The sequence below is a fragment of the Streptomyces sp. 7R007 genome, from assembly GCF_054850255.1.
In genome coordinates this window covers 193,762-214,060 of the sequence record NZ_JBTWMV010000013.1, presented here as the reverse complement: position 1 = coordinate 214,060, position 20,299 = coordinate 193,762, and the positions used below count along the sequence as shown (strand labels likewise).

16 protein-coding genes are annotated in these 20,299 nt (G+C 71.5%); 10 read left to right on the top strand and 6 right to left on the bottom strand.

Features of this window, described 5'->3' with window-relative positions:
• The 5 genes from ACYF6T_RS19600 to ACYF6T_RS19580 all read left to right on the top strand — a co-directional run bounded on the left by ACYF6T_RS19600 (position 1) and on the right by ACYF6T_RS19580 (position 7,415).
• Positions 1 to 1,449 (top strand): cation:proton antiporter, encoded by a 1,449-nt coding sequence (locus ACYF6T_RS19600; protein ID WP_461698064.1) that lies wholly within the window; start codon positions 1 to 3, stop codon positions 1,447 to 1,449.
• Positions 1,446 to 2,273 carry a hypothetical protein gene (locus ACYF6T_RS19595; protein WP_461698063.1) on the top strand — a complete coding sequence of 276 codons (828 nt, stop codon included), beginning with the start codon at positions 1,446 to 1,448 and terminating at the stop codon, positions 2,271 to 2,273. Before ACYF6T_RS19600 ends, ACYF6T_RS19595 begins: the two co-directional genes overlap by 4 nt.
• A 2-nt stretch (positions 2,274 to 2,275) precedes the next feature.
• On the top strand, positions 2,276 to 2,908 hold the full coding sequence (locus tag ACYF6T_RS19590; RefSeq protein WP_461698062.1) for a histidine phosphatase family protein: 633 nt from the start codon (positions 2,276 to 2,278) through the stop codon (positions 2,906 to 2,908).
• A 324-nt stretch (positions 2,909 to 3,232) separates the two neighbouring features.
• Entirely contained in the window at positions 3,233 to 6,301 is a 3,069-nt protein-coding gene (locus tag ACYF6T_RS19585; protein WP_461698061.1) for an AfsR/SARP family transcriptional regulator, read from the top strand.
• A gap of 403 nt (positions 6,302 to 6,704) precedes the next feature.
• Entirely contained in the window at positions 6,705 to 7,415 is a 711-nt protein-coding gene (locus ACYF6T_RS19580; RefSeq protein WP_461698060.1) for a metallophosphoesterase, read from the top strand.
• Here the strand turns inward: ACYF6T_RS19580 and ACYF6T_RS19575 are convergent.
• Positions 7,396 to 8,721, bottom strand: coding sequence for a hypothetical protein (locus ACYF6T_RS19575; protein WP_461698059.1), 1,326 nt, complete (start codon positions 8,719 to 8,721; stop codon positions 7,396 to 7,398). The two genes, ACYF6T_RS19580 and ACYF6T_RS19575, sit on opposite strands and share 20 nt — an antisense overlap.
• A gap of 231 nt (positions 8,722 to 8,952) precedes the next feature.
• Here ACYF6T_RS19575 and ACYF6T_RS19570 point away from each other — a divergent pair, with 231 nt between their 5' ends.
• On the top strand, positions 8,953 to 9,618 hold the full coding sequence (locus tag ACYF6T_RS19570) for a guanylate kinase (protein ID WP_461698058.1): 666 nt from the start codon (positions 8,953 to 8,955) through the stop codon (positions 9,616 to 9,618).
• 66 nt (positions 9,619 to 9,684) lie between these two features.
• On the opposite strand, the gene ACYF6T_RS19565 is transcribed toward ACYF6T_RS19570, so the two are convergent.
• The 4 genes from ACYF6T_RS19565 to ACYF6T_RS19550 form a co-directional block, all read right to left on the bottom strand.
• Entirely contained in the window at positions 9,685 to 10,647 is a 963-nt protein-coding gene (locus ACYF6T_RS19565; RefSeq protein WP_461698057.1) for an aminoglycoside phosphotransferase family protein, read from the bottom strand.
• A 55-nt stretch (positions 10,648 to 10,702) separates the two neighbouring features.
• On the bottom strand, positions 10,703 to 12,109 hold the full coding sequence (locus ACYF6T_RS19560) for an NtaA/DmoA family FMN-dependent monooxygenase (RefSeq protein WP_461698056.1): 1,407 nt from the start codon (positions 12,107 to 12,109) through the stop codon (positions 10,703 to 10,705).
• Positions 12,109 to 13,200 (bottom strand): LLM class flavin-dependent oxidoreductase, encoded by a 1,092-nt coding sequence (locus ACYF6T_RS19555; protein WP_461698055.1) that lies wholly within the window; start codon positions 13,198 to 13,200, stop codon positions 12,109 to 12,111. The genes ACYF6T_RS19560 and ACYF6T_RS19555 overlap by 1 nt, the downstream gene beginning before the upstream one ends.
• 75 nt (positions 13,201 to 13,275) lie before the next feature.
• The gene (locus ACYF6T_RS19550; protein WP_461698054.1) at positions 13,276 to 14,682 is read right to left on the bottom strand and encodes an MFS transporter; all 1,407 of its coding nucleotides are present in this window, start codon (positions 14,680 to 14,682) and stop codon (positions 13,276 to 13,278) included.
• A 256-nt stretch (positions 14,683 to 14,938) separates the two neighbouring features.
• Here ACYF6T_RS19550 and ACYF6T_RS19545 point away from each other — a divergent pair, with 256 nt between their 5' ends.
• The 3 genes from ACYF6T_RS19545 to ACYF6T_RS19535 all read left to right on the top strand — a co-directional run bounded on the left by ACYF6T_RS19545 (position 14,939) and on the right by ACYF6T_RS19535 (position 17,896).
• Positions 14,939 to 15,361: a DUF6027 family protein gene (locus ACYF6T_RS19545; protein WP_461698053.1), complete on the top strand. Its 423-nt coding sequence runs from the start codon at positions 14,939 to 14,941 to the stop codon at positions 15,359 to 15,361.
• Positions 15,362 to 15,459: 98 nt separating this feature from the next.
• Positions 15,460 to 16,881, top strand: coding sequence for a sulfatase-like hydrolase/transferase (locus tag ACYF6T_RS19540; RefSeq protein WP_461698052.1), 1,422 nt, complete (start codon positions 15,460 to 15,462; stop codon positions 16,879 to 16,881).
• Between the two features lies 1 nt (position 16,882).
• Positions 16,883 to 17,896, top strand: coding sequence for a dimethylarginine dimethylaminohydrolase family protein (locus ACYF6T_RS19535; RefSeq protein WP_461698051.1), 1,014 nt, complete (start codon positions 16,883 to 16,885; stop codon positions 17,894 to 17,896).
• A gap of 24 nt (positions 17,897 to 17,920) precedes the next feature.
• On the opposite strand, the gene ACYF6T_RS19530 is transcribed toward ACYF6T_RS19535, so the two are convergent.
• The gene (locus ACYF6T_RS19530; protein WP_461698050.1) at positions 17,921 to 19,099 is read right to left on the bottom strand and encodes a sulfatase; all 1,179 of its coding nucleotides are present in this window, start codon (positions 19,097 to 19,099) and stop codon (positions 17,921 to 17,923) included.
• Positions 19,100 to 19,212: 113 nt separating this feature from the next.
• Between ACYF6T_RS19530 and ACYF6T_RS19525 the strand changes: the two genes are divergently transcribed.
• Positions 19,213 to 20,280, top strand: coding sequence for a hypothetical protein (locus ACYF6T_RS19525; RefSeq protein WP_461698049.1), 1,068 nt, complete (start codon positions 19,213 to 19,215; stop codon positions 20,278 to 20,280).
• The last annotated feature ends 19 nt before the right edge of the window (positions 20,281 to 20,299 follow it).

The window sequence follows — 20,299 nt, the reverse complement described above, 5'->3', positions numbered from 1 at the left end:
ATGCCGGCCACCACCGGCGCCACCGCCCACCTGCTGTGCGCCCTGGCGGCACTGCTGATCGCGGCACACACCGTCGGACGGCTCTTCGCACGTCTGCGGCAGCCGCAGGTGATCGGGGAGATCCTCGGCGGAGTGCTCCTCGGCCCGATGGCGCTGGGCACAGCGGCACCCGCGGCGCAGCAGTGGCTGCTGCCCCCGCACGGAGCGGTCGCCGACGCGCTGAGCGGCTTCTCCACCCTCGGCCTGCTGCTCCTCGTCCACTTCACCGGCTCGGACCTGCGCCGCCCGGACAGCGCAGGCGAGCGGCGCACCGTCGCCCTGGTCACCGTCACCGGCCTGGTCCTGCCCTTCGCCGCCGGATGGGGCACGGCCCACCTGGCCGACCTCACGGGACTGTCCGGACCCAACGGCTCCGCCGCCACCCTGACGCTGGTGTTCGGAATGGCGATCGCGGTCACCAGCGTGCCCGTGATCTCCCGCATCATGCTGGACCTGGGCATCCTCAACTCGCTGTTCGCCCGCATCGTGCTGGCGGTCGCCATCGCCGAGGACGTCGTGCTGTACGTCGTCCTGGCCGTCGTCCTGGGGTTCGCGCAGGCCGGCAACTCCGGCGTTGCCGTGTTGCAACTGGCCGGCGGCGACGGGACGGTGCCGCCCGCCGTCACGTACGCGTACTACGGCGTCGTCCCCGTGGCGTTCCTCACCGCCCTGTGCCGGTGGGGTCCCGCGCTGTTCTCCCGCCTGGCCGGCGCACGCGCGAACCCGGTGGCACGGCGCAGCCCGCTCGCCCACCGCCTGGTGTTCGTCCTGCTGCTGTGCGCCGTGTGCTGCGGGCTCGGCATCGATCCGGTCTTCGGCGCCCTGGCCTCCGGGATGTGCGTCTCGCGGGCGACCGCCCCGTCGCTACGTCACGACCCGACACCCCACGGCCCCGGCGCGGCCACCGCCGGCGCACGCGAGCAGGAGCCGGACACGCTGCGCTCCTTCGCACTGGCGGTGTTCATTCCGCTGTACTTCGCCCTGGTGGGCCTCCAGCTCGACCTGGCCCACCACTTCGACCCCGTGTTCTTCTGCTGGTTCGTGGCCCTGGCCTGCGGGGCGAAGTCCTTCAGCGTGTGGGCGGGCGCACGCCTGGCCGGTGAGCGGCAGGCCACGGCCGTGAACCTCGCCGTGGTGATGAACGCGCGGGGCGGGCCCGGCATCGTCCTGGCCTCGGTCACCTATGCCGCCGGCGTCATCGACCAGGACTTCTTCACCGCACTCGTCCTGCTGTCCGTGATCACCTCCTACCTGGCGGGCCAGTGGCTGGGCCGGGCGGTGGCCCGCGGCCTGGCACTGACCGACAGGGACGCCCAGGGCCCGTCCACCGGCTGGCAGCAGGCGCCGGACACCGCACACCCCGGTCACGGGCCGGCGACGGCCCCCCACCCGAAGGAGCACTTGCCGTGATCGATCCGAAAATGCCCCAGGCCCAGGCCGTCTACCAGCGCTCCGGAGACTTCGTCGTCTTCAACCAGCTCGCGGTGAAGATCGAGATGGACTCCGTCTCCAACGACGACTACTACCGCTGGCTCGACGACATGACCGCGACGATCGGCGATCTGGTGCCCGGCGCGCAGATCGCCGAGAAGGCCGAGGCGCGCACCGCTCCCCCGCTCAACACGGCCGTCTACTACGACACCGAGGACTTCCGCATCCTGCACACCGGCGCGTTGCTGCGCACCTCCTGCAACAAGATCACCCACGCGTTCTGCGCCTTCAAGGCCGCGCAGGACGATCACCACGTCAGGCGTGACCACCGCTATGTCTTCGACGGCGAGGAGAAGGCGACCATCCAGGCGGCCCCGGACTCCGCCGAGGCGGTGGCGATCGTGCAGCGGCTGCTCGCCCGCACCGACATCGAGCACCCCGGGCTGTTCCTGGAGCGGGAGTACGGCATCCCGCGCACCGAGTTGTTCCCGGCCGTGCGCCTGGACGACTACCGCTACACGTTCTTCGTCTGGCTCGATCAGCAGGACGCCCTGCGGTGCAGCATCGACCGGGCGTTCGTCAGCAATCTCCGGCTGCCGTCCGAGCAGCGGGAGCGCCGGCCCGTCAGCGAGGTGGAGTTGGCGATCTACCCGCGGATCGCCGAGGACATCGCACAGGACCCCCGTGTGGTGCAGCTGATCAAGGTGCTCTCCAGCGAGTTGTGTGAACGCTTCGACACGCGCGTCACCTCGGACATCAAGTACCAGCGCGCGGCGACCGCGCTCCGGATGGGCGGCCGCTGACGGTGCCGGTCACCCGCCCCTCCGGTGGCCGGCGGCTGCTGATCTACCTGGTGCGCCACGGCCAGTCCGAGTGGCAGCTGGCCCCGGGGACCGATCTGGACATGCCGCTCAGCCCGCTCGGACACGAGCAGTCCCAGCGCCTGGCGGAGTGGTGTGCGCGTCGTGAACTGCTCGACACATCACGCCGGTTCGACGTCGGACTGCTGCGGACCAGCCCGCTCAAGCGGGCCCGGCAGACCGCCGATCACCTCGCACGAGCCCTGCCTCTGCCCGTGGGCACACAGCCGGCTCTGGCGGAGGCCCCCTTCCGCGTGGCCGACGAACTGCCGCGCTCCACAGACCCGTTGACCACTCCCTCGGGCGAGTCGTCCGAAAAATACGGGGCGTTCCAGGAACAGGTGGGCGGCGCATTCACCGAACTGGTACGGCTGGCGGCGGACAGTCACCGACCGGTGCTGGCCGTCACGCACGGCGGCGTCATCAAGACCTTGCTCAGAACGGTCGCCGGCAGCGACGCCTTCAGCGCCACGCTCTACAACTGCGGCATCACGGCCATCGAATGGAAGGACGGCCGGTGGCACGTGGTGCACGTCAACCTCTGGGACCACCTGCCGCCCGGCATGCGAACGGTCTGACGGCAGGACTCCGTGCAGCGGCGAACACAAGTCGCCTGCCCGCCAATTTCGCTTCTACGACGAGGCCCACGGAACTGCCGTACACGCTTCGCCCCGTAGAGCCGGGGCATACTTCTCCGCATGCGCACGACCCGGCGCCGGCGCGGTCCCGGCCGCGTCGACACTTACGCAAGGATTTTTGTCATCGCCGCCCTCGACGCTAGTCTTTGGCGTGGAGAGCGACGAGTTCACGACCATTTCGCCAGGCCGACGAAGCCGGTAGACGAACGACCACGCCGCCGGACGGCCAACAACTGAGACCACCCGCCTACCGGTCAAGAATGTGTGCGTTACCACGGGGAAAAGAGAAGGGCCAGCGGGTTGACGGACGAGTTCCACTTTGTCTTACTGGGAGCGGTGCGGGCTTTCCGAGGCGGCGCCGAGGTCCGCGTGGGTCCACCTCAGCAGCAAGCCGTACTGTCGGTGCTGTTGCTCAATTCCGGCCACGCCGTATCCATGACCAAACTCGTCGAAGCGCTATGGGGGGACAAACCACCCCATCGTGACGTGACGACGATACGCACCTATGCCTGGCAGTTACGCAAGCTACTGGAACCCGATGCGGACGGGCCCCGCGTGCTGAAGTCCGTCGGAGGCGGCTATCAGATGGCGGTCCCCCGCACGGCACTGGACGTACGCCGGGCGGAATCGCTGCTGAACGAGGCGCTGCGCGCCCGCGCGGAGGGACACAACCAGCAGGCCGACCACCTGCTCGGCGCGGCCTTGCGGATGTGGCGCGGCGACCCGCTGACCGGAGTCCCCGGCCCGTTCGCCGAGCGGCAGCGCGAACGGCTGGAGGAACTGCGGCTGGTCATCCTGGAAGAGCGCTATGACCTGGCTCTCGCGCGCGGGCGCCACCACATGGTCATTCCCGGGCTCACCGAACTCATCGCCTCCCACCCGCTGCGCGAGCGGCCGCACGGCCTGCTGATGCGCGCGCTGTACGCGGTCGGCCGACAGACCGACGCACTGTCCGTCTTCACCGATCTGCGCCACCGTCTGGTGGAGGAACAGGGCGTCGACCCGGGGGCCGATCTCCTGGCCATTCACCGCCGCATCCTCGACGCGGACCCGACCCTGCTGGTCTCCCCGCCACCGCAGCCCCCGGCGCGGATCAAGGCGCCGGGAGGTGACGGCACCGCCAGGGCCGCCGCCCGCCCCGCACCCGAGGACGACCACACGGCCCCACGGGACGGCGAACGCGAGGACGAGGCCCGCGCGCAGCCCGTACCGGCCCAACTGCCTCCGGGCCTGCCCGACTTCACCGGCCGCTCCGCGCATGTCGCGCTGCTGCACGACCTGCTCACCACGCGGGACCGGCCGACGCCGCCCCTGGTGGCGATCACCGGCATGGCGGGCGTCGGCAAGACGGCGCTGGCCATGCACGTGGCCCACCAGGTGCGGCACGCCTATCCCGACGGTCAGCTCTACGTCGACCTGCACGGCAGCCACGAGAATCCGGCGGATCCCTCCGTGGTGCTGAGCGGCTTCCTCCAGGCCCTCGGTGTACCGAACGAGTCGATACCCGATTCGCTCGACGAACGCAGCAAGCTGTTCAGGTCCGTCGTCAACGACCGACGGCTGCTGTTCCTGCTGGACAACGCCCGTGACGCCCAGCACCTGCTGGACCTGCTGCCCGGCAGCACGCAGTGCGGCGTGATCGTCACCAGCCAGCCCCGGCTGTTCGGGGCCCCGCTCAGTTTCCAGCTCAATCTCGACGTCTTCACCCCGGCCGAGGCACTGCAACTGCTGGGCGCCGTCATCGGCGAGCAGCGCCTCGCCGGGGAACGGGCGCAGGCGGAGGAACTGGTGCGGGCGTGCGGCTATCTGCCGCTCGCCGTGCGTATCGTGGCCGCACGGCTGGCGGGCCGGCCGCGGTGGACCGTCTCGGCGCTCACCGCCCGTCTGGGCGACGAGCAGCGCAGGATCGCGGAACTGCACGTCGGCGGCGTGGCCGTCAGGGCCGTCTTCGAGACGGGCTACCGCCAGCTGACGCCCGAGCAGGCCCATGCCTTCCGCCGGCTGGCGGTGATCGGCACCCACGACCTCAGGCTCCCGGCGGCCGCCGCGATGCTGGGAGTGGCGGACGAGCAGGCCGAGGACCTCTTGGAGTCCCTGGTCGACGCGGCGATGCTGGAGTCTCCCCGGCCGGGCGTCTACCGCTACCACGATCTGGTGCAGGTCTTCGCCCAGCGCCTGGCCGACGAACTGCACGAACACGACCAGCGCGACCGGACACTGCACCGCCTGCTGGAGTTCTTGCTGAGCACCGCGTGCAACGCGTTCGTCCACGCGGTCCCGGGCGACCCGGTCGCCGGCACACTGGCCCCCTCGACCACCGTGGGAGAGCGTTTCGCCGATGTCCACGCGGCGCGCGGGTGGGTCCAACACGAGATCTCGACCATCACGGCCGCGCTGCACCTGGTCGAACAGGCTCCGGCCGACGACACCGCCGCCCTGCGCATGGCCGTCGACCTGCTCATCGCACTCAGCCCGTTCAACCGAGACCTGCGCCCCGGGCAGCTCCAGGAAGGGGCCCTCGCCCTGCTGGAGGCCGCCGAGGCGACCGAGGACACGCGCACCATCGGACGCGCCCACCTGCTGTGCAGCTCGCTGGCGCTGCGAAACGGGCGGATCGCCGCGGTGGAGGAGCACGCCCGGGCAGCGGCGCAGGCATCGCGCCAATCTGGTGACATCGTTATCATCCGCCAGGCGCTCAACGATCTCGGGCTGGCGATGCAGTACACAGGGCGCTACGACGAAGCGGTTACCTGCTACACCGAAGCCATCACGCTGGCCCGTGAACTCGGCCACCGCTCCGGCGAAGCCGCCACCACCATCAACGCCGCCCTGGCCCAGGTCCTGTCCGGGCGGCCCGACCAGGCCGTGAGCGCCTGCGAGGCGACACTGCCGCTCCTGGACGACATCGGCGACACGGCCGGAACCGCCTATGCGCTGTACGTACTGGGTCTGGCCCTGCACGAACTGCGCCGCTACGACGACGCCCTGACGCAGTACCGGAAGTGCCTGGCCGTGAGCCGTTCCATCGGGCTGCGCGACCGGGAGATGTACACCCTCTACCGGATGGCCGAGACCCTGCGGCTGACCGGCAGACTCCAGGAGGCCGTCCACTGCGCGACCCGGTCCGTCGCCGGGTGCGAGGAACTGGACGCGGCCCGCGACCTCGCCCAGGCCCTGACGGTGCTCGGCCGGACACTGGCCGACCTCGGTCACATCGGTGTCGCGCGCCACCACCTTGAGCGGGCCCAGGCGCTCTTCGCCGAACGGGATCTACCGGAAGCCGCGCAGATCACACGACTGCTGGACACCATGCCGTACCTGCCCGGCGCCTGAGCCGCGCCGGGCGCGGCGGGAACCAGTGCTGTTCCAGTCGTCATCATCGTCCAGCCCTCCGGATTTTCGTGCACCTGCGGGCGAGGAAATCGGTACTTGAGGCGCCGATTTCCCTGCTGCGGAAAATACGTACGCGCCGCCAGGACAGACGTGGAACATCACAATCCACCTCGGTGTTCGATACATCGACACGCGAAAAAGAAACGCGATTGCGTGACAACTTGAGTACCACATGCCGCGCCGACCTGGGCAGCGTTCATCCGCGGACAGCGCACATATGTCGACGGCGAACCGAATCCGGCCATATCCGGCGCGCATTGTGCACAGGGCCCGACCAGTCCAATAATCACGGCCCATCGGCCTCTCCGATTTCCTGCCGCCGGCCCGAGGAGCCCTCTTGCCCGTGCACGTGCTTCAGCTCAGCGACACGCATCTCACGTCCTCCGTCAGCGATGACGCCCCCACGGGGCCGGACCACCGGCTGCACACGGCCCTGGAGGCGCATCGGCGTACCGGGGTGCGCGCCGACGTCACCGTGGTCAGCGGCGACCTCGCCGACGACGGCAGTGCGGCCGCCTGCCGGCGGCTGGCGGACGCGCTCACCCCGCTGCGGACACCGGTGCTGGCCGTGCCCGGCAATCACGACGCGCCCGGCACGGTGGCCGAGTTCTTCCCGGCGACCACGGTCGAGGCGGGCAACTGGAGGCTCGTGGGCATCGACACCTCACGCCCCGGCGACATCCACGGCACCATCGACACCGCGGCCGAGATGAAACGCCTGGACGCCCTGGACGAGCGGCTGACCGTGCTGGTCATGCACCATCCCCCGCTCAGCCCCTCCACCATCCCGGCCTTCCAACTCGCCGGCGCGGCCCACCTGTTGGCCGCGCTGCGCGAACGACCGCATGTCAAAGCCCTGTTGACCGGCCATCTGCACGATCCGTTCGAGCGGCAGGCCGACAACGGCCCACGGATACTGGGCTGCCCCTCCACCCTCATCGGGTTCCGGCACACGGGGGACGACACGGTCGTCGGCGAGGGACACGTCACCGGCGTACGGCAGGTGACGCTGCACGACGACGGCACCGTCTCCGCTACTGTCGTGACGTCCTGAGAAGGCCGTCCGAGGGCCGCGACGCGAGCCCGGTGCCGGCCAGGACGTCTCGGGCTTCGGTGAGCGTCAGACCGTCGGTGAGGACGCTGACGGCCCGGAGCCGGCCGTCGGCGTCCGTCACGAACGCCGCGGACAGCAGCTCCTGCGCGGACAGCCCGGCAGCCGACAGCACCCGGCCGCCGACGGTGGTGTCCGGTGCGATGTCGAACCAGGTCCAGGCATCGTGCAGGGCCTCCATGGCCCCGTTGCTCAAGTGCACGCCGTTGTTGACCTTGGTGACGGGAGTCCCGTCGAAGCGGGCCAGCGGCAGCAGACCGGCCGCCGCGTCACCGCGCAGACTGCCCGGTAGCGCCTTCGCCGGATCGGTCGCCCCACACAGCTCCCGGCGCACCCGCCACCAGGGCAGCGGCGTCGCCGACCGGGCGCGCACCAGGATCGCGACAGCGCTGGTCTCCCGCGCCTCCATCCGCGCGACCAGACCGGGCACGTGCGGGTTCAACACGGCGACCGGACCACCGGCCCACCCGTCGACGCCGTGCAGGACGTTCACGTGCAGGCAGTCGCCGATGCAGTTGGGGCCGTCCAGCCTGCCGCTGTCCAGGCCGTGGTGCAGCGCGCTGCGGGTCGCCCAGTCGTCCAGCGCCGCCGCCGCGAGCCCCTGCCGCTCGATCACGTCGTAGGCGGCCACCACCGGCAGCTCGTCGGCGCGCACCCCGTACAGCTCCGTCAGGCCCGGCCTGTCGTACACGGCGAGGAAGCGTTCCCGTTCGTGCCGGGTGAGGGACGCGTCGCGGGCGAAACGCATGCCGGGAAGGTAGTGCCGCGGCGCCAGGTGCCGGCTGCGGATCTCGGCACTGGTCACCACGCGGGCCCGGTCGGCTACGTAGCCGCTCTCGGCGAGCCGCTCGGCGACCTCGTGCAGCACTACCGGCGTGATCACCATACCGGGCTTGAAGAGCATGACTCCGGCCGGGTCCGGCACCGGACCCGCGGCGGGGCAGGGGTTGCGCCAGCCGCCGTCGCGCAGCACCCGGGACAGGCCGGGCGACCGGCACTGCGCGCTGTCGGGAACCGTGCGCAGGCGCCGGCGCAGGATGGAGGCCGCCCACCAGACCCGGTCGCACTCGCCGGCCTCGGCCATGTCCAGACGCAGGGACAGTCCGGTGCCGGCCAGCAGCGTGCGGTGTGCCGTCAGCCGGCGGGTGGTGAGCGGCAGGCCCAGATCGGCCAGGCTCTGCACCAGCCGGTCGGTGTCACAGTCCCCGTCCAGCAGCACGCCGTCCGGGGTTTCGACCTTGCTGTCCATGTGAGTGTTCGTCCCGTCGCGGATAGGCGGAAGGGGTCTCGTCCCCACGCTGGCGACGGCCGGGACCGGTGGATGCGCGGCCGCGCCGCGTGTACCGGCTCATCCTGATGACCTCGCGGATGTTCGATCAAGGTAGGGCGGGCTGTGGTTGCTTGCTCCCGCGCGTGCCAGGCTGAGCGTCGTCGGCGGCCGCGGACGGGCCGCCCGGATCGGATCGAGGGAGGATCGCACGTGGATGACGCCGAGCCGTTGCAGACCCCCGTCACCGGTTCCCTGCTGGTGCTGTCGGGGCCGTCCGGCACCGGGAAGACCACGCTGGCGCGGGCGCTGCTCGAGGCCGACCCGGATCTCGTGCAGGTGCCGTCCGTGACCACCCGGGCCCCGCGCGGGGCGGCGGAGGCCGCGGCGTACGAGTTCGTCAGCGAGGACGACTTCCGGCGGATGGCGGAGCAGGGACGGTTCGCGCAGTGGATCCACCCCACCACCGGGGTGTACTACGGCACTCCGCGTGAGCCGCTGGACGCAGCGCTGGACGCGGGCCGTGACGTCGTCCTGGACTACTCGCCGGAGGGCTTCCTCAACCTGCGGCGCCGCTACCCCGCGCAGACCGTGGGCGTCTTCGTCATGGCTCCCAGCGTGCGGGAGATGGCACGCCGACTGGCCGCCCGCGGCACGGAGAGCGCGCGGCAGATCGCGTTCCGGCGGGCGATGGCGGCCCGCGACTTCGACTTCGTCGACCAGCACGACTACCACGTCATCAACGACGACTTGGTGGCGACGCGGGAGCTGCTGCTGTCGATCCGGCGGGCGGAACGGGCCCGCATCGCCCGTCAGCAGGGCCTGCTGGAGGCTTACGCTCGACGCAGCAGCCCCACCCTGCTGCGCTACTACGACTGAGCCGCGGACGGCGCCACCCGCGCGGGCACGGCGGGGCGGGTGCTGTCAGACCCGTGCGGCGCGGACCTACGACCACCCCGTGCGTTCACGCAGCCAGCCGAGCGTCGCCTCGCCCTGGGCCCGCTGGAAGGCGCGCAGACCCGCCAGGTTGGGCGGGATGGGCTGCAGGGACTGGTACAGGAAGAAGCCCGTCGCGGCGGTCAGCACGCAGTTCACCGCCTCCGGGTCCACCTTGCGCTCGGCCAGGTGCTCGTCGAGCACGTCGATACCGTCCCGCCCGTTGTGCATGATGACGCTGCCGGCGAGGAAGACCACGTCGAACCAGGGGGCGCCGACCGCGCCGTGGGCCCAGTCCACGAAGACCACGCGGTCCTCGGTGAGCAGGATGTTGTCGGCCCTGAGGTCCGCGTGGACCAGGGCGGTGCCGGCGCAGGCACGTGTCCACTGGGCCTCCGCCTGCGCCAGGCGGCGCGCGTGGCGCCGGGTCCACGGGTCGGGCCACGGGTCGTCCGCCATCGCCCGGAAACCCGCGAACATGTCGCCGTAGCGGTCTTCGATGGTGGGGGACTCGATGGGCGCGGGGTCGAGGACGGCGGCCAGGTCCAAGGTGGCGTCCAGCACGCGGCGCAGGTCGGGAAGGTGCCACGGTTCGCTCGGCATGACGCCGTCGACGTCCTCGAAGACCAGCACCACCCAGCCGTCCAGGTCCTCGTCGGCCAGCAGCTGCGGGACCGGTGCCTGCGGTGGGATACGCCGGGCCACCAGCGCCTCGGAACGGTGGAAGCGGGGGCTGTCGGGGTTGAGGTCGGCGCTGACCGCCTTGATGAAGGCGCGCCGGCCGTCGGCGAGTTCCACCCGTGCCGCGACGCCCGGCGAGAAGCCGCCGGACTGGGTGCGTGCCGTGACCACGCGGGAGCCGAGCCGGCCCTCGACGGCACTGCGCACATGTTCGGGCACCTGTTCCCACGGCAGGCGGTCGTTGGTGGCAGTGGGCACCGGAGCCCCGTCGGCACGGGGTGACGTAGTCATGCGGGTCATCCTTCCCATCCTGATCGAGGTTGGCAAAGACGAACGCCGTGTCGGCTCACCCCGCCTCCTCTCCCCCGCCCGCGCGCCGCCCGGCCGGCGGGCCCAGTCCCAGATGGCCGCGGAGCGTCGTGGCGGTGTAGGCGCTGCGGTAGGCGCCGCGCTCCTGCAGTTCGGGGACGAGCAGTTCCACGATGTCCTCAAGGCCGTCGGGAATGACGTACGGGTTGAAGTTGAACCCGTCGACGGCGCCGTGCCGGGCGAAGTGCACGAACCGGTCGGCGAGTTGGGCGGGCGTGCCGACGTGGTCGGTCCGCGGGCCGAGGTGGACGACCGTGTCGCGCAGCGACCAGCGGTGGCGTTCCGCCAGGGCCCGCCACTCGGCGATGTGCTCCTTGTTGTGCACGGCCGCGGGCTCGTCCGCCGGCAGCGGATCGTCCGCGTCGCGGTCGCTGAGGTCCAGGCCCCACAGCGCTCCGGCCAACTGCAGGGCGAGCGCCGGGGTGATCTGCTGCCTGCGTACCCAACGGGCCTTCTCCTGCGCTTCCTCGGGCGTGGCGCCGATGATGACCTCGACACCGGGCATGATGCGCATGTCGTGTGCGCCACGCCCGGCGGTGTGCAGGCGTCGCCTGATGTCCTGTGCGAAGTCGAGTGCCGCGTCGAAGTCGGTGCCGAACGGCGAGAAGATCACGTCGGCGTTGCGCGCCGCGAAGTCACGGCCGGCAGGTGAGGCCCCCGCCTGGTAGATGACCGGGTGGCCCTGGGGACTGCGCGGAAGCGTCGCCCGCGCCTCGACGTCGATGTGCCGGCCGCGGTGGCGCACCCGGCCGATGGCGCCCCGGCGGGACCAGGACGGCGCGTCACGGCTCGCGGCGAGCGCGTCGTCCGGCCAGGAGTCCCACAACGCCCGGCACACGGTGAGGAATTCCTCGGCGCGCTCGTAGCGATCGGCGTGGTCGAGGTAGCCGCCGCGGCGGAAGTTCTCCCCGATCCAGGCGCTGTCGCTGGTGACGACGTTCCAGCCGGCGCGCCCTTCGGACAGCAGGTCCAGGCCGGACAGTCGGCGGGCGAGATCGGCGGGCTCGCTGAAGGTCGTGTTGGACGTGGTGACCAGACCGATGTGCCGGGTGTTCGCGGCCAGTGCGCACAACTGGGTGATGGCGTCGGGCCGTCCGGCCATCTCCAGGTCCTGGAGATGGCCGTCGACCTCCCGCAGCCGCAGTCCCTCGGGGATGAAGAAGGCGTCGAAGAGACCGCGCTCGGCCAGGTGCGCGGTGTGCCGGAAGGTCATCGGGTCCAGCGGGGGCCCGCCCTGGGGCAGGGCCCAGATGGTCCAGTGGGCGCGCCAGGAGGAGGGCGGGCCGCTGCCCGGTGCGGCGCCCAGTTTGGGGCCGCCGAAGAAGACGCCGAAGTGCAGGGCGGCGTCCGGGCGCGGGACGTCGGTGGGATCGGTGCGGGTCATCACGGCTCCGAGCGGACGGCGGTGAATCGGCTGGCGGGCCTGGGCAGGCCCAGCAGGCTGCGCAGGGAGGTGCCGGGCAGCGGCCGGTGGGCGACTCCCGCCCTCACGAGGGCGGGCACGACGCGGCCGGCCAGGACGGGCAGGTCCTCGTCGAGGACCAAGGGGTGGATCCTGACGCCGGCCACCTCGGGGGCGAGATCGCTCAGCAGCCTGGCCAGGCCGTCGGCGGACCCGATGTGGCGCAGGCGGCCGCGCTCCGGCCAGGGGCCGTGCCCTTCCAGGTCGGCCAGGCGGTCGAGGGCGGTCGAGGTGTCGGTGTCCAGGGCGACGTCCACCTCGGCGAAGGCCAGCGGCGCGTGGCCGTCGCGCGCCTGGGCCGCGGCCTCTTCGGGGGTGGGCCCGTCGACCAGGACGACGTCCGGCCGCACGACGTCGGCCAGGTGCGCGGGAGCCATCACCACCAGGTGCCCCTGGGGCGGGCGCGGAGTGATGGAGGGGCCCTTCACGCTGAAGGTGGCGCCCTGGAAGCCGATGTAGTGCAGGCGCTCGCGGTCGAGGTAGCGACCGCTCGCCGTGTCACGGACGACCGCCTCGTCCTCCCAGGAGTCCCACAGGTCCCGCACCGCCTGGACGACGTCCCGCGCCTCCGCGCGCAGGTTCGCCTCTCCGCTGACGCGCGTCAGGCCCCACGCCCGGGCGGCGTCCGCGCCGGGTTCGGTGCTCACCAGCCATCCGGCCCGGCCGAGGGAGAGGTGGTCGACGGACGCGAGCTGGGAGGCGAGGGAGGAGGGTTCCGCGTAGGTGGTGGAGACCGTGGCCACCACGCCGAGGAGGCTGGTGGAGGCGGCGATGTACGCGGCTCGTTCCACCGCGCCGAGCCGGCCGACGACGTCGGGTTCCGCGCCGGGTGGCACGAGGGCGTCGTCCAGGGTGACCAGGGGGAAACCTGCGGTCTCGGCCGCCCGGGCGGTGGCCACGAGCCGTTGTCCGCACAGCAGCCGGGCAGGGCGGTGCAGGGCGCGCCGCCAGGCGGCCGGATGCCCTCCGTCACCGTCGATCTCCAGGGCGAGGCGCAGAGCGGGTCGGGACATCGACGCCACCTTCCACGGTTGGGTCGGGCGACAGCGGGACGAAGCTGCGGGACAGCGGCACTCCGGGCCCGTGCGCTACTCCGCGGGAACGGACGCCGGTAGCTGGTCCTCCGGCGTGGTGGCGTGCTGCGGCGTGCTGCGGCGCGCTCCCGCGAGCTCGTGCGGGTCGGTGCCGGAGCGGCGGGCCCTGGCGCCGGCCACCGCCACGGCTGCCGCCAGCAGACAACCCCACAACACGAACATGCCCGGCGCCGCCGTACGGTGCGAGCCCGCCGCGGCGGCGGCGACGAGGGGGCCGAAGCTCGCGATGGTGGCGCCGAGTTGATAGGTGACGGCCAGGGCGGAGTAGCGGTGCCCGACGGGGAACATGTCGATCAGGAACGCGGAGAAGGCACCGTAGATCAGCGCGTGCCCCAGACCCATGGCCAGGACGAACACCAGGATCGTCAGCACCCGGTCACCGCTGGTCAGCCAGTCCGGGGCGACGAGGCCGACCACCGCGCACACCCCGTACCCGCACAGCATGACCGGGCGGCGCCCCACACGGTCGGACAGCCGTCCGGCGACCGGCAGCATGACGGCCTCCACTGCGGCTCCGACGAGCAGGGCGTCGAGTACCTGCGAGCGGTGGGCGGCGACGGGTCCGGAGGAGGCGTAGGACAGCAGGTACACCGTGTACACGCTGACCACCATGGCCAGTCCCAGGGCCGCGAACACACCGCGCACCACCTGCGCGGGTCCCTGGCGCACGGCGTCGGACAGCGGCAGGCGCGGTTGCCTCCCCTGGCTGCGCACCCGTGCGAACTCCGGGGACTCGGCGACCCCCAGCCGGACGAGCACGCCGACCACCACCAGGACGATCGAGGCGAGGAAGGGCAACCGCCAGCCCCAGCTGAGCAGTTGCCCGGACGGCAGGCGGGAGACCGCCTGGAACATCGCGGTGCTGGCGCACAGTCCGATCGGGAAGCCGCTGGCGGGGTAGCTCGCATACAGGCCCCGGCGTCCGGGGGGCGCGTGCTCGCCGCTCATCAGCACGCCGCCGCCCCATTCGCCGCCGATCCCGATGCCCTGGACGACCCGCAGCGTCACCAGCAGGATCGGCGCGGCGATGCCCGCCTGTTCGTAGGTCGGCAGCACACCGACCAGGAAGGTCGCCACGCCCATGATGAGGAGGGTCGACACCAGCATCGCCTTGCGTCCGATGCGGTCGCCGAAGTGCCCGAAGATCATGCCGCCGAACGGCCGGGCGACGAATCCCGCGGCATAGGTGGCGAAGGAGGCGAGCGTGCCCGCGGTCGCGGAGTGGCTCGGGAAGAACAGCGGGCCGAGCACGAGGGCCGAGGCCGTCGAGTACAGGTAGAAGTCGTACCACTCGATGGCGCTGCCGACGGTGCTGGCGAGCAGGACCCGGCGGGACACCGAGCGGTCCGGCACGGTGTGCGCCACGCCCGCCGGTCCGCCGGAATGGTGCACGGCCGTCATCGCCGGCCTCCGGTGCATTCGCGATCGCTCGTCACAGGAATTGCTCCCTTCTCGGCCGGCCCGCGGCAGGCGCATTCGGCGGGGACCGGGCGCAGCAGGCTCGGTGGAATGACACCGCGCCACGGGCAATTCGTTCTACTCGGCCCGGCGACGCAACGTCCACATCGTTCGACGCCTATGGCACGGCAGTTGCCCGGCATCGAGCATGCCGTGAAAATCGGCGGCGGAAAGCCCGCGCCCTGCGAGGAGGCAGACCTTGGACGAGGAAACCGGCGCACACGACGTATGGCTGGACGACGAGGGCCACGAAGTGGTGTGCCTGCGGCGCTGGAAGGGCACCTGGCCCGCCGACGACCCGCACGCCAACTTCAAGACCGAGGTGGCCTCGTACGGCCTGCTGGACCCGCTGGTCACGGTGCGGGGCATGTCCCGCAACCTCGACATTCCGGTGGGTGCCATCGCACGCTACGTGCTGGCGAAGTGGGCCACCGGCGGCAGCGGCGGGCTGCTCGAACTCGGGCCGGTGATGGTGCCGCGGCTGTGGGAGCCGATCGCCGCGGCCGAGGAGGCCGACAGCGACGAACAGCGCCTCGCGGCGTATCACCAGCTGCGCCAGATGATTTCCTGGCTCAAGATTCCGCTGGACCGTCCGGAGGTGTACCCGGCCCAGCACGACTGATCCGTCGGCCACGGTGTTCAGCCGAGGAAGTTCCCCGCTCGAACACGATATCCGCGTTATTCCGCAGCCCGGACCCACTGGAGTCGAGGAGAATGCCCGTGGAACTGAACGCCTCCTACGATCACGTCGTACTGATTTCCATCGACACCCTGCGCAGTGACGCGCTCTCCTGCAATCCGATACCGCTGTGGCCGCACAAATACAACGCGATACGACCGGTGCGCACCACCGTGCTGGACGAACTGGCCGGCAGTGGCGCCTACTTCCCGAACGTGATCAGCGCCGCCCCCTACACGGCGGCCGCCCACGGCGCCATCTTCAGCGGTCAGTTCCCCCTGCACAACGGCCTGCACGAGTTCTACAACGGCTCGCTGCGCGCCCCCACCGTCTTCACCTACGGACGCCGCGCGGGCCGGGCCACGGTACTCAAGACCGACTTCCCCATCATCCTCGGGCCGCAGCTGGGCTACACACGCGACATCGACACGTATCTCGTGGAGGAGGACGACACCTTCATCGACGCCGTCCTGGCCGCCGACTCCTCCGTGTCCTGCGCCCACTTCGGCGCCGTCCACTCGCCCTACGGCTTCCACAACCTCGCCTTCGGCGGTGACGCCTACCGCGAGAAGGTCGCCGAGCTGACGGCCGGGCTGCCCAAGTCGCTGCCCTTCACCGACCTGCTGGTGGAGAGCTACCGCGACCCCGAGGACACCGAACTGCTCGTGCGCTACAAGCGGGCGATCGCCTACCTGCACGCCGAGGGCCAGTACGACCGGTTGTTCCAGATCTACCTCGACGGCGTGCAGCACTTCTTGGAGACCCGGTTCGCCCCGTTCGTCGACCGGCTGCGCGAACGGATGGCGGCGGCAGGCCGGCGCATGCTGCTGGTGATCTTCGCCGACCACGGCGAGGAGTTCGACGAGCGCACCAACGGCCACTTCAACTCGATGGCCGAAGCGGTCCTGCGCGTTCCGCTGATCGTCGTGGGCGACGATGTCGCACCCGCCGTCCACCGCAACCGGATCCGTACCGTCGACATCGCCCCCACCGTCCTGGAACTGGCCGGTATCGCGGCTCCCGCCACCGGCGTCTTCGACGGCCGCTCCCTGGCCCCGGTGGTGCGCGGCACGGAGAAGCTGCGCGGCGACGCGCCGGCCCTCGCCGAGGCCTACACCTCCGAACTCAACGAGTTCGTCACCTACCAGCAGCGGCAGCTCGCCGGGCAGCAGCCGGGCGCTCTGCGGCACTACCTCGTCGGGCACAGCGCCTACCTGGACGACCGGCGCGTGGTGCGCCTCACCCGCCAGTACAGCGAGTGGTTCCAGCAGATGCAGTCCACCGAGATGTCGTGGGTCGAGCGCTTCGACGAGTCGTCGGTGCCGCGTCGCGACCCCGCCGACGACGGCGCCGATCTGCTGGCCGCGCTCGATGACTACCGCACCGCCCTGCGCGAGCCGGACCAGGTGTCCTTCACCGACGAGATCCGGGGCCAGCTGCGTGCGCTCGGCTACTCCGTCTGACATGGCGTCGCATCCCGGCACCGACACCCCGTCCGGCGCCACCCCGGCCACCCTCACCAGTGACCTCGGTGGCCCCGGCTGGAGGCCGCGCGCCACCACCCACGAGGAGGAGGTCGCCGCGGGCGTGCTGTGGACCCGCTGCGGCTACCGCTCGGAGTGGGCGCCCCTGCGTGACGTGCTGCTGGCCGAGCCGCCCGCCGCCGTCGCCTCGATCACCGACCCCGCCGGGCAGTTGATGCACCAGCCCCCCGATCCGGGGCGCCTGCACGAGCAGTTCGCGGCGGTGGCCGAGGCCTACCGGGCGCAGGGCGTGAACGTGCACACCTTCGTCCCGCCGGCCACCGCGGACCCGAACATCGTCTTCGTGCGCGACCTGTTCCTGGCCACGCCGCAGGGCGTCGTACTGGCCCGTCCGGCGTCCGCCCAGCGGGCCGGCGAGGAGCGCCACGCGGCGGCGGCGCTGGCGGCCCTGGGCGTCCCCCTGCTGCGCGCCATGACCGGCGCCGCGGTCTTCGAGGGCGCCGACGCCCTCTGGGTGGACGAGCACACCGTGCTGCTGGGCAGGGGGCTGCGCACCGACGACGCGGGGGCCGGCATCGTGCGCGAGGTGCTGGCCGCCCAGGGCATCGACACCGTGACGGTGCCGGTGGGCACGGGGGTGCAGCACCTGCTGGGCTCGGTCGTCTTCGTGGACCGCCGGCGTGCGGTGGTCCACACCGCCGCCCTGAGCCCGTCGGTGCGTACGCAACTGGCGCTTCGTGGCTACGAGTTGCTGGAGCTGGAGCCGGACGACGAAGTGGTCCGGCGGCGCGCCATGAACCTGGTGACGCTGGGACCCGGCCGGGTCCTCATGCCCGCGGGGTGCCCGGTGACCCGCCGCCGGCTGGAGTCGGCCGGCCTGGAGGTCTTCACCGTCGAGGTCGGCGAATACGTCAAGGCGGCCGGCGCGCTCGGCTGCCTCACCGGCATCCTGCGCCGCGACGACACGGCCTCCGGCCCGCCGCGGCCGGCCTGAGGCCGGGCGGCGGGCCGAGCCGCTTCACCGCGGCGGCGTGCTCGGAGCGCTCCCGTCCGTGCCCCTGGCCAGGGTGTGCCCGTTTTGCTCCCACGGGTCGGTGCGCAGGTCGTAGCTCTCGACCGCGTCACCGCCGATCTGCCAGATCACCTTCCGGCGCCCGCCCTGCTCGTCGTCCAGCCGTACCGACGACAGCGGCAGCAGAGAGGGGTACTGCCCGTCCGCCCGGCGCTCCTCCGGGTAGTAGGTCTCGCTGTAGGCCGGACGGGACTGCCCGGTCGGCTCCGGCCGCAGGAACTCCGTCAGCGACGCCCCGTCCACGCTCGCCTTGTCCATGCCGAGCAGTTCCAGCACGGTCGGGGCGATGTCCACCAGGCGGACCTGCCGGTCCGTCTCCGCGCCGCGCGGCAGTCCCGGGCCGGAGATGATCAGCGGCACATGCTGGGTGGTGTCGAACAGCAGACAGCCGTGCCCCTCCTCGTAGGGGTGTCCGAGCGAGCCGGCGTGGTCGTTGGGGTACCACCCGGCCAGGTCCTCGCCGTGGTCGGAGAAGCACACGATCACCGTGTCGTCGAGATCGTGGCCCATCTCCTCCATGCGGGCCAGCATCTTGCGCAGGTAGTGGTCGCTGTAGGCGACCTCGCCCTCGTAGGGGTTGGCGGCCGTGGGGCAGACGTCCTCGGGTGGCTCGTAGGGCCAGTGCGCGTCGAAGAAGTGGGCGAAAAGGAAGAACGGCTGTGTCTGGCGGGACAGCCAGTCCATGGCCCGCTCCACCACCACGGGGGCCCGCTTCAGGGCCAGGCCGCGCATCTTCACGTCCGGCACGGTCAACGGGTCGCTGCCGTCCGGCAGCCGCGGGATCTCGTCGTCGTAGAAGTCGAACCCCCGGTCCATGCCGTACCACCGGTTGAGTCCGGGGCAGGAGACCACCGCGCCCGTGGCGTAGCCGGCCTCACGCAGCCGTTCCGCCAAGGTGACCGCGTCCGGGGCGAGTTGCTCGCGCAGCAGATGGCGGATGCCGTGCCGGGCCGGCTGCAGGCCGGTGAAGACGCTGGCGTGACTGATCGGCGTCAACGGCGCGGAGGAGATGGCCTGCCGGAAAGTGGTGCCCCGGCGGCGGAGGTCTTCGATGCCCGGCATCTTCCCGGAGTAGGCGACATCGGCCCGGACGGTGTCCAGGGAGACGAGCAACACGTTGGGCACGTCCTGTTCCCTTCTGAAGTTGCTGATGGAGCGTTGATGGATTACTGATCGGGGCTTCGTAGGCTCCCTGATGGAAGCGGGTGTTCCGCTGGCTCCCTCAACACGGAGGCCCCATGTCAGCTGAGGACAATCGGGTACGACACATCCCCCACGAACCAGTGCACTTGGTCCCGGTCGACGCACTGTCCGTCGCCGCCTGCCCCCGCCTGTCGGGTGAGGACCCGGACCATCTGCGGACACTGCTGGAGACCTCGAGCGAACTGCCCCCCATCCTCGTCCACCGGCCCACCATGCGTGTCATCGACGGCATGCACCGACTGAGCGTGGCCCGGCTGCGCGGACAGTCCCAGATCGCCGTGCACTACTTCGACGGCAGTGAGGAAGACGCCTTCGTCCTGGCCGTGCAGAACAACGTCCGCCACGGACTGCCGCTGTCCCTGGCCGACCGCACCGCCGCAGCCACCCGTATCGCCCGCACCCACCCCCACTGGTCGGACCGGACCATCGCCCGGACCGCCGGTCTGTCCCCGAAGACCGTGGCCGCCATCCGCCGGCGTTCGTCCGCGGAGATTCCCCCCTCGAACACCCGCATCGGCCAGGACGGCCGGATGCGGCCCGTCGACGCCGGCGAAGGGCGCCGCCGCGCCAGCCAACTCATCGCCGCCCACCCCACCATGCCCCTGCGCGAGGTCGCCACGAAAGCCGGCATCTCCCTGGGCACCGCCCACGACGTACGTGAACGATTACGCACCGGCCGCGACCCCCTCCCCGAACGCCTGCGCCGCACCGGCTCCCCGCCGCCCCCGCTGCCGTCGGCCCCCGCCCCCCAGGACCCCGCCACCCCCCACCCCTCACCAGCGCGAACCCTCCCCGCACACGACACCCCCGCCCCCCGCGTCCTGCGTCTGCCGGAGCGTCCCCGCACCCCTGCCACGCTCCTGCAACTGCTGCGCAAGGACCCCTCCCTGCGCCTCACCGACACCGGACGGGCCCTCCTGCGCCTGTTCGACGCTCAAGCACAGCTCGTGCCACAGTGGGACCGGCTCGTCGACAGCTTCCCGCAGCACTGCGCCGACATGATCGTCGACCTCGCCGACACCTACGCGACCTACTGGCGGCACATCGCCGCCCATCTGCGCACCGCCACGGCCGAAACCGACCGCACCCAACTCAGCAGCTGAGAACCCCTCTCAAGCCGAC